11 protein-coding genes are annotated in these 12711 nt (G+C 67.3%); 7 read left to right on the forward strand and 4 right to left on the reverse strand.

The features are described from left to right. Nucleotides 1-138: 138 nt before the first annotated feature. Nucleotides 139-1488 (forward strand): oxalate/formate MFS antiporter, encoded by a 1350-nt coding sequence (gene oxlT, locus ACAM55_RS27060; RefSeq protein ID WP_369657343.1) that lies wholly within the window; start codon nucleotides 139-141, stop codon nucleotides 1486-1488. 188 nt (nucleotides 1489-1676) lie between these two features. On the opposite strand, the gene ACAM55_RS27065 is transcribed toward oxlT, so the two are convergent. The 4 genes from ACAM55_RS27065 to ACAM55_RS27080 all read right to left on the reverse strand — a co-directional run bounded on the left by ACAM55_RS27065 (nucleotide 1677) and on the right by ACAM55_RS27080 (nucleotide 5544). Continuing rightward, nucleotides 1677-2432, reverse strand: coding sequence for a response regulator (locus ACAM55_RS27065; RefSeq protein WP_369657344.1), 756 nt, complete (start codon nucleotides 2430-2432; stop codon nucleotides 1677-1679). Beyond that, a complete protein-coding gene (locus ACAM55_RS27070; protein ID WP_369657345.1) occupies nucleotides 2429-3277 on the reverse strand; it encodes an AraC family transcriptional regulator in 849 nt (282 codons plus the stop codon). The genes ACAM55_RS27065 and ACAM55_RS27070 overlap by 4 nt, the downstream gene beginning before the upstream one ends. Before the next feature lie 28 nt (nucleotides 3278-3305). Next, on the reverse strand, nucleotides 3306-4085 hold the full coding sequence (locus ACAM55_RS27075; RefSeq protein ID WP_369657346.1) for an acetoacetate decarboxylase family protein: 780 nt from the start codon (nucleotides 4083-4085) through the stop codon (nucleotides 3306-3308). A gap of 151 nt (nucleotides 4086-4236) precedes the next feature. Then, nucleotides 4237-5544, reverse strand: coding sequence for a RepB family plasmid replication initiator protein (locus ACAM55_RS27080; protein WP_369657347.1), 1308 nt, complete (start codon nucleotides 5542-5544; stop codon nucleotides 4237-4239). A 675-nt stretch (nucleotides 5545-6219) separates the two neighbouring features. Between ACAM55_RS27080 and ACAM55_RS27085 the strand changes: the two genes are divergently transcribed. From ACAM55_RS27085 to ACAM55_RS27110, 6 genes are all read left to right on the forward strand, one after another. Continuing rightward, nucleotides 6220-7377 (forward strand): AAA family ATPase, encoded by a 1158-nt coding sequence (locus tag ACAM55_RS27085; RefSeq protein ID WP_369657348.1) that lies wholly within the window; start codon nucleotides 6220-6222, stop codon nucleotides 7375-7377. After that, a complete protein-coding gene (locus ACAM55_RS27090) occupies nucleotides 7374-7637 on the forward strand; it encodes a hypothetical protein (protein ID WP_369657349.1) in 264 nt (87 codons plus the stop codon). The genes ACAM55_RS27085 and ACAM55_RS27090 overlap by 4 nt, the downstream gene beginning before the upstream one ends. Continuing rightward, entirely contained in the window at nucleotides 7630-8709 is a 1080-nt protein-coding gene (locus ACAM55_RS27095) for a ParB/RepB/Spo0J family partition protein (RefSeq protein WP_369657350.1), read from the forward strand. Before ACAM55_RS27090 ends, ACAM55_RS27095 begins: the two co-directional genes overlap by 8 nt. 730 nt (nucleotides 8710-9439) lie before the next feature. Continuing rightward, nucleotides 9440-9700, forward strand: coding sequence for a hypothetical protein (locus ACAM55_RS27100; protein ID WP_093013465.1), 261 nt, complete (start codon nucleotides 9440-9442; stop codon nucleotides 9698-9700). Then, nucleotides 9697-11598 carry a phage integrase family protein gene (locus ACAM55_RS27105; RefSeq protein ID WP_369657351.1) on the forward strand — a complete coding sequence of 634 codons (1902 nt, stop codon included), beginning with the start codon at nucleotides 9697-9699 and terminating at the stop codon, nucleotides 11596-11598. The genes ACAM55_RS27100 and ACAM55_RS27105 overlap by 4 nt, the downstream gene beginning before the upstream one ends. A 216-nt stretch (nucleotides 11599-11814) precedes the next feature. Further along, the gene (locus ACAM55_RS27110; protein ID WP_369657352.1) at nucleotides 11815-12702 is read left to right on the forward strand and encodes an amidohydrolase family protein; all 888 of its coding nucleotides are present in this window, start codon (nucleotides 11815-11817) and stop codon (nucleotides 12700-12702) included. Nucleotides 12703-12711 lie beyond the last annotated feature (9 nt).

Consider the following 12711-nt stretch of genomic DNA (forward strand, 5'->3'; position numbering starts at 1 on the left):
TGACTTCCGGCAGGCGCGCCGGCGGCGGTTTGCGGCAACAGTTGCACCCATCGCGATCCGTGCCCGCAGCGCGACCGATTCCCAACCCTGAACGTGCCGCGACGCGATCGGCGCGACAACGAAATGGAGACGAAGCGAATGAACCCCACTTCCCTGACCCAGACCGCATCCGGCGCGCCGCCGCGCTTGTTCGACAACCGCTGGCTGCAGCTGGCTGTCGGCATCGTCTGCATGATCGCCACTGCCAACATCCAGTACGCATGGACCTTGTTCGTGCCGGAAATCCAGGGCAAGTTCGGCTGGGAGCGCGCGTCGATCCAGATCGCCTTCACCATCTTCGTGCTGGTGCAGACCTGGCTCGCGCCGATCGAGGGCTATTTCATCGACAAGTTCGGACCGCGCCTCATCGTGGCCTTCGGCGCGCTGTTCATCGGCGCGGCCTGGGTCGTCAATTCGCAGGCGACGACGCTGATGGGCTTCTACATCGGCGCGGCCATCGGCGGCATCGGCGTGGGATCGATCTACGCCACCTGCATCAACAACGCGCTCAAATGGTTCCCCGACCGGCGCGGCCTGGCGGTGGGCCTGACGGCAGGCGGCTATGGCGCCGGCTCGGCCGCCACCATCCTGCCGATCGCCGCGATGATCGAATCCTCGGGCTTCCAGCAGGCCTTCCTGTTCTTCGGCCTGCTGCAGGGCACGCTGGCCTTCCTCGCGGCCTGGTTCCTGCGCGCGCCCAAGGGCGACGAAGTGCGTGCCTCGACCAAGGTCATGCAGAGCCGGCGCGACTACACGCTGGGCGAAGCGCTTCGCACGCCGCTGTTCTGGCTGATGATCGTGATGTTCTCCTGCGTCGTCACCGGCGGCATGATGGCCGTGGCCCAACTGGGCGTGATCGCACAGGACCTGGGCGTGAAGAACTTCAAGGTGGACCTGTACTTCGTCACCATGGCCGCACTGCCGCTGGCCCTGATGCTCGACCGCGTCATGAATGGCATCTCGCGCCCGCTGTTCGGCTGGGTGTCCGACCACATCGGCCGCGAGAAGACGATGGTGATCGCCTTCACGCTGGAAGGCCTGGGCATCATTGCGCTGGGCTACTTCGGCCACAACCCGTGGGCCTTCCTGATCCTGTCGGGCGTGGTCTTCCTGGCCTGGGGCGAGGTGTATTCGCTGTTCTCCGCACTGGCGGGCGACGCCTTCGGCACCAAGCACATCGGCAAGATCTATGGTGTGCTGTACTGCGCCAAGGGCGTTGGCGCGCTGTTCGTGCCGCTCGGCAACCTGATGATGGAGGCCACCGGCACCTGGTCGACCGTGCTCTACACGGTGGCGGGCCTGGACTTGTTCGCCGCGTTCCTGGCAATCGTCGCTCTGCGGCCGGTGCTGGCCAGGCACACGGCCGGCAACGCTGCCGCGTCGCATGCGCCTTCGCCAGCGCCTGAGCTCGCAATGCCTGGGCTCTCGCCCGCAGGCCGCACGGCCTGACCAGCGCCGCTGCCAAATCCAGCGCACCCGTGGAACCGGCTTTGCCGGGCCACGGGTGCGCCCCCTTGAGGGGGGAAGAGCTACACGAAGTGAGCGAGATCGGGGGTGGGACATGCCCCCGTGGAACCGGCTTTGCCGGGCCACCGGGTGCGCTCCCTTTGGGGGAGGCGCGGGGGGCGCTTCGGGGGTTACTTCTTCAACACCAGCACCGCCAGTTCGGTGCGGGTGTTCGCGTGAAGCTTTTGCATGATCCGGCTGACGTGGTTCTTCGCCGTTCCCTCGGCCACGTTGAGCGTCGTGGCGATCTGGCGATTGCCATAGCCCTTGGCGATCAGTTCGAGCACGGCGGCCTCGCGTTCGGTCAGCCGTTTGGTCGCATCGGGCTGCAATGGCTCGCCGGATGCGGCGGCCTGCGGCGGCGCGGTACGGACATCGGGCACCGGCGCAGGTTGCGGCTCCTGCGCGACGCGATCGGCCAGCAGCCGGAACTGGTCCATCACCTTGCGCGCGATCTGCGGCGTCAGCCGCGATTCGCCGCGATGCACCGCCCGGACGGTGTCCATCACCTCTTCTTCCGAAGCGTCCTTGAGCAGGTAGGCCTGCGCGCCGGCACGCACCGCGTCGAAGACCAGATCGTCGCGGTCGAAGGTGGTCAGCACCATCACGCGCGTGTGCGGCAAGGCGGCCGAGATCTCGCGCGTCGCGAGCACGCCGCCCTTGCGCGGCATGTGCAGATCCATCAGCACCACGTCGGGCAGCAGGCGGCGGGCCAACTCCACGGCTTCCACGCCGTCGGCCGCCTGGCCGACGACCTCGATGTCCGGCGCGGCGTCCAGCAGCATGGCCATGCCGCGGCGGATCAGCGCCTGGTCGTCGGCGATCAGCACGCGGATCCGCGGCGCGGCATGCGGGATGGGGAACGACGGTTCGGCAATGGTGCTCATGGCAAGGCCGATTGTGCTCCGAGGCGGCTCGAACGCAGCGACATCGGGACCCTCTCCGGCCCGACCAGGTAGTTGCCCGGCGTCACGCCAAAGCAGCGGCGAAACCATCTGGAGAAATGGGCTTGGTCCGCGAAACCGCATTGCGCCGCCACCTCGGCGGGCGAGTTGCCCTCGCGCAGCATGGCCTTGGCGCGGCCGATGCGCGCGAGCCGCGCATAGTGGGCCGGTGTCATGCCGACGGCCGAGCGGAACAGACGATGGAAGTGTTCGCGCGACACGCCCAATCGTTGAGCGAGCGAAGCGGGGGCCATGCGGCAGGCGTCCTCCGTCGCCAGGGCCTCGCAGACGGATTCGACGCGGGCGTCGCCCGGCAGGCGCTTGAGCGGCACGCGCTCTGTCCCGGTCTGCGAGCGCAGGATCTGTTCGAGAAGACTGGCGACTTCCGCCCCGTCTTTCGATTGCGCCGCCGCAGCCAATGCACGGGCTGCGCGTTCGTTCTTCCAGACCCGCTCACGCAGCACGCCGCGCTCGGCGGGTGGCCATGCAAGGCGCGCACCGACCCAGGCATGCGGCACATACAGCATCACCATCCGAAAGCCCTGCGCGCTGACACCCGCCGTGTGCAGCATGAACGGCGCCATCAGCACGAGGTCGCCGGCTTGCGCCACATGCCATTCACCGGCGCACGTGAACTCGCAGCGGCCCTCGAGAACGGCGCCCACGCTCCACTCGGCATGCCAGTGCAGCTCGAAGTGCGCCCTGGGATCGGACGCGAACATCGCCTCGACTTGCACGCCGTCTTCCATCGGCAGGCCGATCACGTGCGAGGGGGTGGAGAAGTTCATTCTCCGAAGGGTAGCGCCGTCGGCGCCCTCACGCGGCCAGCGCACCGCGAACCGTGATGCCCATCCAACCCGCGCTGGCCTGCGTCGCTTCCACCCGTCCGAGCAGTGAGAGTTCTTCCACCGGGTGTTCGTGAAACTGCAGCGTCGCCCTGCCCTGCGTCCAGCCCGATTCGACGCGGTCCACGATGTCGGCGCGCAGGTAGCGCGCAGCCGCGGGGATCCCGGGCTGGGTCAGGTCGGGCCAGCCCACCGCGCCGATCGTCGGCGCGCCGAGAAAGCCCAGGCGCCCGGTTGTCTCGCCGGTCAGCGTGACCGCGGCATCGACCAGCCGGCGCTCCTTCACGCTGAGGCTCGCACCGAGCCGGCTGCCTTCGGACAACGGCGCGGCCGCCGGGTGCACCAGGGGCAGGCTGCGGGTCAACCAGGTCTGCCCGATCTTCTTGGGCCAGCCCTGAAGCCAGCCGCGCAGCAATGAAATGTCCTGGTCGACGTAGATCAGGGGACAGTAAAAGCGCGCATCGGCGCCTTGCCTTGGCGCGATCTCGAGCACCACGATGGTCTCGCGGTACTGCGCATAGACGGGGTCGAGCAGTTCCTGCCCGTCGCTGCCGCAGGCCTGCCAGTCGGCGAAATGAACGCAGCCCTTGCCGGTGGGCACGCCAAGGTCAGGCGGCACCAGCGCCGCGCCAAGCGCGGCGTCGAAGGCGAATTCCACGTTGACGAGCCAGCCGGCGTAGTACCAGGGCGGTGCTTGCACAAGGGCGCTGCGGCCGGAGGAAGTGAAAGGCGGTGTGAAGGACGGCGGCATCGGTTTTGTGCGAGTTGGAGAAGTCAACGCCGCACGATAGGACCGCGAAGTCCGCCCGTCTTGTACGCCAGTGATCTGCACCCGCGACGGGGGGCGGGGCGGCACGCGCGGGCACCATTCCGAGAAGTGATCGCAAACTTACACAACAGGCTTAGATGCCGGCCACGCCACGCTGCAGCGCGAAATCCAGCAGCACCCGGTCGGTCGGCTCCTCCGGCCAGGTGTCTTGCGCCAGCCAGCGGTAGAAGGTGGTGGCGGCCACGCGGCTCGCCGGACCGTCCCGCCGCCAGGCGCGCGCGATGGGCGCTGCCATCTGCTCGAGCCGCTCGGCCTCGAAGCGTGTGCATACTTCGGCTTGCATGGGCTGGGGCATCTCGGCGAACACGGCGCGCGCCTGCCCCATGCGGTCGTTTTCCCAGAGCTCTCGGATGCGCCGCAGCCGGTCGGCCTCCGACAGCGCAGCCACAGGGGGCGCGAGCGCGGGCGGCTGCCCGTTGCCGCCGGACGCCGGCTCCATTGCGGTCACGCCGGCATAGCCCTTCTTCAGCGCGTCCTTGAAATAGGCGGCCGGCGACTTGAGCTCCGGCATGGCCGCGTTGCGCAGCCGCTGGTCCACGTGGTCCAGCGTGGCGCGGATCTGTCCTTCATCGGTCGTGGCATAGAGGTCTTGTGCTTCGTCCTGCTTGAGGCCCAGCGCAATCAGGCGCGCGACCAGCTCCAGGTCGAAGACATTCCGGTTCGATGCGCTGATGTCCCCCAGGCGCTGCTGGATCTTGGGAACGACCCTGAACTGGATCTCCTCGATCTTGCGGCCGCGCTTGTGCTCGATCAGCTCGAGCCCGAAGTCTTCGCACAGCGCGTCGATCTCGGCCAGCGCCTTGCTGATGACGTCGCGCTTGAGAAAGCGGTAGTCGACTTCCTTGATGTCGCTGCGGCCCGTCAGCACCGCGGCCCACCAGACGACGTCCTCGCGCATCGACAGGCGCCCGGGCGAGGTGAGATAGCGCGCGCCGATCTCGTACAGCACGGCGGCGGAATAGCTGCGCATCTGGCTGCTCATCTCGAGAAGCACGCGCGTGTACTGGTGCGGCTTGACCAGCCGCTCCTTGATCTCGTCCGGATAGCGCCAGGTCACCATGCAGGGCCGCCCCCTGCCCTGCTCCTCGATGGTGACGGTGCCGAGCAGCTGCGACGACACCCACCGCTTGAGGGAGCTGCTGCTGGTCGACCACTCGATGGTCGTGGCCTGCATGTCGCGCAGGTGCGATTTCAGCAGCTCGGTGTTGTTCGAATTGAAGCGGGCGTCGCCGATCAGTTCGCTGAGCGTCAGCTTGTAGACCGGCTCGTCCACGCCCTGGCGCTGCGAGTGGTAGAGCAGCGCGTTGTAGATGCGCCGCGAGAGCAGGGTGAGCCGCCCGCGCTTGGGGCGGATGGCGATGGCCTCGTTGGCCTTGGCCACGCTCTGTTCTTCGGCCGTGGGCGATTGCCGGGGCGGAGACCGTGACTGTGAATTTTCTTCCTCGACCATGGTCTGCAGCGGCAATAAAGTGGTTTCACATCATGCCTTTGCATTGTGATTCAGTCAATTCACATTAGGCGCATAACGGTGCCTTGGTATGTTTGCAGATAAACACTTGGGATATTGAAGAGTTGAGGATGCGTTTTCCTGTGGTGTGACAGGTACTTACGCCCGCGGCTGTGAGATCGGTTGGGATTGAATGTGAGATCGATTGGGGTTTGAAGTGAGCCTTGTTGGGAGACTGGCGCGGCTTTTGTGAGGTCGGATGGGTTCCAATGTGAGTGGATATGGGTTGCCGCCCTGTATGGAGCCTGCAATCAGGCGCAAAGCGCGCGATGAACCGGGCTTAGGGGGTGCTGGAGGCACTCCGGTCCGGGTTGTGGCCGCATCCGGTAGCGTGTTCGCTGGCCTCGGAGGTCGCGGTCCCCAATGCTCCTCACAATACTTGGCGGTGCTGAGGCGGGCTTGTCGGTAAAACTTGTCCATTCGACAGATTCTCATAGAATTGCCAGATTCCGTCGAATAAGGCCATACAAAATGTCAGTTCCCGTGCCGCCGGTCAGTGGAAACCTGGTTTCCACCGAGCTTCAGGTCCCACCCCGCCAAACCATCAACATGCAGAAGATCGCGGCGCTTGCCACGCGCGCCGGATCGATGGTGGAGCAGATCCGCGGCATGCTGCTGGCACCCGAGGCCCGCAAGATCCCGCCGACCTACTCCACCGCCCAGCTGGCCGCGCTCTGCGGCGTCGACAAGGCCCACGTCGCCTATCGCATCACCAAGGAGGATCTTCCGGCCGGCCGGCTGACGCCTTCGGGCGGCAAGCGAACCTTCGAGCTCGACGAACTGCGTCGCTGGACCAGGACCTACCGTGCGGAAAAGATGCGGCCGGCGGGCCGCAAGGCCATCACCATCGCTGTCGGCAACTTCAAGGGTGGCGTCGCCAAGACCACCACGGCCATGGTGTTGGCGCAGGGGCTGAGCCTCCGCGGCCACCGCGTGCTGGCCATCGACACCGATCCGCAGGGTTCGCTGACGACGCTGCACGGCCTGCTGCCCGAGGCCGAGGTCACCGAAGACATGACCATCGGGCCGCTGTGCGACGGCAGCGAGAACGACATCCGCTACGCGATCCGGTCTACCTACTGGGATGGGATCGACCTGGTCGCGGCCGCGCCCTTTCTCTTTTCCGCCGAGTTCGCCCTCCCCGCCCGCCAGATGCAACAACCTGGCGCCAAGTTCTGGGACGTGCTGAATGAGGGCCTGGAGTCGGTGCGGGACCTGTACGACGTGATCGTGATCGACACGCCCCCTTCCCTGTCGTACGTCACCATCAACGCGCTGTGGGCCGCGAACGGCATCGTCGTGCCGGTACCGCCATCGGGCCTCGACTTTGCGTCGTCCGCCCAGTTCTGGTCGCTGCTCGCCGATTTGGGCGGCAACCTCGACGGCCAGAGCAAGGACCGCGAAGGCAAGGCCTTCGACTTTCTCCACGTGCTGCTGAGCCGCGTGGACGCGGCCGATCCGGCCATGCCGGCCGTGCGGCAGTGGATCCAGGCGACCTACGGCGAGTACACGCTGCCGGTCGAAATCCCCAAGACGAGCGTGACCAGCAACAAGGCTGCCGAATTCGCCACGGTCTACGACGTGCAGAAATACGAAGGTGCCGCCAAGACCTACAAGCGGGCGGTCGACGCCTACGATTCGTTCGTCGAACTGGTCGAGCAATCGGTGATCGGCGCGTGGACTGCGCAAGGGAGGGCTCTGCAATGACCGTCGTGCCAACGCACGCCACCCAGCAGTCCGGTGGAAACCTGGTTTCCACGCCACCGTTCCTTCTGTATGTTCCGGCCACGCTGGAGATCCACGAAACCGTGGAAACCTGGTTTCCACGGCAGGTCGCCCAGCGCTCCGAATGCGGGGTGGCAATGCCGCAAGGTCCGCGCAAGGGCGCGTGCCGCGGGCACTGGAAATCCCGTTTCCCGACGTTGAGCACTGCGCACGCCGCGCCAAGGAGTGTCCATCATGGCTAGCACCCGCAAGCGGCTGGAGGCATTGACCGCCGGCCTGATGCTTCCCCAGGCCGCCAAGGAGCCGAGCGCCGCACCCGCCTCGGAGGCGGCGTCCGTGGTGCCGCCGTCGGCATCGAACGTCGTGGAAACCAGGTTTCCACCGGCCGTCGGCGGAAGCCTCGCACCCCGGACGGGCCCGGGCCAGATGATGGCTTTCCGCGGCCAGATTCAGCAGGTCGAAGGCGAGATGGCGGCGCTGCGCGAAAAGCTCAGCCAGTACGAAGGCTCGCTTCCGACGCGGAAGATCGACCCCAAGACGATCCGTCCGAGCCGCTGGGCCAACCGGCACGACGCTTCGTTCTCGAGCAGTGCCTTCGCCGGCCTCAAGGCGGACATCGAACACGCGGGCGGCAATGTCCAGCCGATCCTGGTGCGGCCGATCAAGGAAGAGCCTGGCCAGTTCGAAATTGTCTTCGGCCATCGCCGGCACCGCGCCGCGCTGGAACTCGGCATCCCGGTGCTGGCGTCCATCTGGGTCGACGAACTGGGCGATGCGGCGCTCTTCGCCGCGATGGATCGGGAGAATCGCGAACGTGCGGATCTGTCCAACTATGAGCAGGGCCTGATGTACCAGCGCGCGCTCGAGGAGCAACTGTTCCCGACCCAGCGCCAGCTCGCCGAGGCACTGGGCGTGAGCCACACCTGGGTGCGCAAGGCATTGATGGTCGCGCAGCTGCCGCCGGCGGTGGTGGAGTGCTTCCGCAGTCCGCTCGAGATCAGCTTCCGCCATGCCGAGCAGATCAATGCCGCCATGGAGAAGGATCGGCGCGGTGTCCTGAAACGCGTGGAGAGGCTGCGGGGCCACAGCCTTGCCCCCGCGATGGTGGTCGCGCGGCTGCTCGACGCGAAACCGGGATTCGAACGTTCGGAAAAGCTCGACATCGTTTCGGGAGGCCAGAAGCTCGGGACCCTGGTTCGCGCCAAGAGCGGCGAAATCACCATCACCCTCAGTCCTGAAGCTGCGACCGATGCCAGCCCCGAGGCGCTCGAGGCCGGCATTGCGGAGGCTCTGCGCAAGGCACGCACCTTGTGACTTGAGTCGCCCCGGCGGGGGCGGTACAGTGAATGTGAGAACGGTTGGGATTCTCGCGCCGGGCCCGACTCGGCAGATTTCGCTGCGCCGCATGCCGTGTGCGCAAGCCCCGGCGGGCAATCCGCACTGAAAAAGGAAGAGGGGCAGGGCAGGGCGCCTCCCCAAGCTTCATGAGGCCCGCATCGTTTTCCCGGTCCAGCTTCAAGCGCCTGCAGCGCCCTGCCTGCCGGGCACGTCGTTTGCGGGCACCTGGCCTGCACATTGGCCCCTTTCACCACAGGCCGTGGCCCCGAGCCCCAAGGCCGCACGGATTGCCGGCCTTCTTCCCAGCGCCGCGGCCGGCCCGGCATTGTGTGGCTGCCTGCCTGGAAGTGGCGCGGCACCTGCCGCCGGCAACCCTCTGTAAGAAGGCAAGAAACTCGACCGAGGCCGATGCGCGAACATGGCGGTCAGCGCCGCCATCGTCTCTCCCATCGCAACGGGCGGGCGCAACGCGGTGCACTGGACATCCGCCGCGAAGCCGATAAACTCCTTATGAATCAACAACTTAGACGCGACACCTTAAGGAAGTGCGTTCTTGCAACACAAAATGTGTATTGATGATTACTTCAGTTATCATCAAACAATTCATGACACAGACCACCGCTCCAGCGCCCGGCAAGCAGCCGTCCCACGCCATGTTCCGCCTCGCTGCGACGAGTCGGCCGATCCTCGCCTAGATCGGAAAGACATGGCTTCCGTCCCCACACCTTCCCAGTTGGCCCATATCGACGACGACGAACTCGCGAGGCTCGCAGTGAGCTGGCGCGCGCTCGCGGGCCGCGGCGACCGCGAAGCGTTCGGGATCGCGCATGCACTCGAGGTCGAGCAGCGCCGGCGCACGCGCGAGAGCCAGCTGCAGCAGCTGCCGCCAGAGGCCCCCCCGGAACCGCGGCCGTGGTGGAAGTTCTGGCAATCGACCGGCGACCGGAACCCGACATCGGCCTCATGAAGACCGGCACCGCGCGCAAGCTGCACCGGGGGCACTTTGCATTCATGCGGGCGCTGGCCCAGGGCCTGGACGAAAGGGCCAGCTGGGACCGCTACCTGCGGCTCGAAGGCGAACACACCGACCTTCGCACGGTGCGCCGCACCATCGCCTGGATCCGCGACGAGTTCGCGGCGGCGGCGCGGCGCGAGCGCAGGCCCGGCACCGCGCGCCTGATCCTGCTCGATCCGGACCGCTTTCCGGCGGCGCCGGCACTGCCGAGCCTTGCCGAATTCGCCGCGGCTCAGGGCCTCGAAGACTTCTCCGAGACCGAGCAGATCGAGGCTTACGAAGCAGCCTATCCGGCCATGGGCGGGGCAGGGCAGGGCGCTCGCCCCTCGCGTCGCGCCCAGGTGATCGAGCGCCAGCTCGAAGCATTGCGCTGGCTCGAGAACCTGGTCGCGCAGGATCCGCGGCCGGGCGACAGCGTATTGGCCTGGCTCAATCCTTCGGTGGCGGCGCGCCTCGAGCGCGCCGGTGTACCAACACTTTCCGCGCTGGTCGACCGTGTCAACGGCATCGGCGCACGCTGGTGGGCGCACGTGCCCGGCGTGGGTGAACTCAAGGCGGCGCGGATCCTCGACTGGCTGTGCGCAAACCAGCAGGCGCTCGGGTTGCGCATCGGTTCCCACGCCTTGAAGCCCAGGGCGCAGCTCGCGCCGCTGGCGCTGGCCGCAGTAGTGCCGACCGGAACCGCGCTCGTGCCCTACGAAAAGTTCGTCCTGCCTGCCGAACTCGACGGCAGCGCAGGCAGCAACCGCGCGCCTCGCGAACGCTGTCTTCTGATGGCCGCGAACGACCACGAAGCGATCGGCGCGTGGCTCAGCGCCAAGCGCCCGGGCGATGCGACCGGCGAGCTGTCGGCCACCCAGCGCTCATACCGCAAGGAAGCCGAGCGCCTGCTGCTGTGGGCCGTGCTGGAGCGGCGCAAGGCGCTGTCGTCGCTCACCGTCGAGGACGCCATCGACTACCGGGATTTCCTGCTCGATCCGCCCGGCCGCTGGTGCGGCGCGCGCCACCACCAACGCTGGTCGCCGCTGTGGCGGCCGATGGAAGGGCCGCTCGCGCAGTCGGGACTGCGCCAGGCGATCGCGATCCTGCGAAGCCTCTGCGCCTTCCTCGTGAACCAGAACTACCTGGTCGGCAATCCGTTCGCAACCCTTGCGCCGCCATCGAGCCTGCAGCAGCCGCTCGATTCGCGCCGCGCGCTGAGCTTTGCGCAGTGGGACCACGTCGACACGCTGCTCCAGGCGCATGCCGACACCGAAGCCCGGCGCCGCCTGCGCCGCGGCATGCGCTGGCTCTATGCGACCGGACTGCGGCTGGCCGAGATCACGGGCGCGAAATGCGAGGACCTCGAACAGGTCGAGGTCCGCACCGCCGACGGCGTGGCCGCGGCCGGCTGGCAACTGGCAGTGGCCGGCAAGGGCGGGCGCCGCCGGCAGGTGCCCGTGCCGTCCGCGCTCGTGGCCGAGCTGGAGGACGAGCTCGCGCGGCATGGCTTCGAGCGGCAGGTCGGCGCCGTGAGCAACCGCGGCATTCATGTGCTGGCGCGCTTCGACACCGAATCGCGGCGTCCGATGGCCTGGTCGGCCTCGGGCCTGTACCAGGCGATCAAGGCCTTTGTCGCGCAGGCCTCCGCGGGCCTGGAGGGCGCCGAAGCGCAGCAGCTGAAGAAAGCAAGCACTCACTGGCTGCGCCACTCGCATGGCGCCCATGCCCTGCGGGGCCGAAACGGCCAGGTGCCCGTGCCGATCCAGGTGGTGCAGAACAATCTCGGGCATGCCTCCGTGGGAACGACGGCCATCTACCTCACCACTGATCGCATGCCGACCCTGGCACCGGTGCGCACCGCCAGCTGAAGGCAGGCCCGCGGCTTCCGAACGCGCGTCGCACCGCATGCACTGGCGGGTGCGTCGAGCCATACCGAAACTCGCTAGCTGCTAGCGCGTTTGCATGCTCGCTCGCCGCCGCAGATCCGCGCAAGATGCACGGCATGCACACAGTGGTCTTCTGCACGCCGGTGCGCGGTATCCCGCCGCGCAACCCGCTCTTCTTCAACCAACTGGCGGATCGCCATGCCGGCTAGCACCATGGACAAGGACTGGCTCTGTTTCCATCCCGCCCCGACGAAGCCGCGCTTCACGCCGCCGCCCGGTGCCGTGGATGCGCACTGCCACGTGTTCGGGCCCGCCGCGCCGTTCCCGTTTGCGCCCGGGCGCAAGTACACGCCCTGCGACGCTTCGAAGGACCAGCTCTTTGCGCTGCGCGATCTGCTGGGCTTCGAGCGGAACGTGATCGTTCAGGCGACCTGCCATGGCAACGACAACCGCGCGTTGCTCGACGCGCTGGCGCATTCGAACGGACGCGCACGGGGCGTGGCCTCGGTGGCCCCGGAGGTCGGCGACGCCGAACTCCGACGGCTGCATGAAGCCGGCGTGCGCGGTGTGCGCTTCAACTTCCTCAAGCGCCTGGCCGACTTCACGCCGCGCGAGGTGCTGATGAGCATTGCGCAACGCATTGCCCCGCTGGGCTGGCACGTGGTCGTCTACTTCGAGGCGCAGGACCTGCCCGAACTGTGGGACTTCTTCACGCGGCTGCCGACCATCGTGGTGGTCGACCACATGGGGCGTCCCGATGTGGGCCAGCCGGTCGACGGGCCGCAGTTCGAGCGCTTCGTGCAGCTGCTGCGCGAGCATCCGAACATCTGGTCGAAGGTGAGCTGTCCCGAGCGCCTGTCGCTGTCCGGTCCGCCGACCTACGACGACGTGGTTCCCTTCGCGCGGCGCCTGGTCGAGACCTTCCCCGACCGCGTGCTGTGGGGCACCGACTGGCCGCATCCCAATCTCAAGACCCACATGCCCGACGACGGCACGCTGGTCGACATGATTCCGCGCATCGCGCCGACGGCGCGGCTGCAGCGCCAGTTGCTGGTGGACAACCCGATGCGCCTCTACTGGGCCTGAGACGGCCGC

The organism is Variovorax sp. V213, assembly GCF_041154455.1.
In the GTDB taxonomy this organism is placed as follows: Bacteria; Pseudomonadota; Gammaproteobacteria; order Burkholderiales; family Burkholderiaceae_C; genus Variovorax.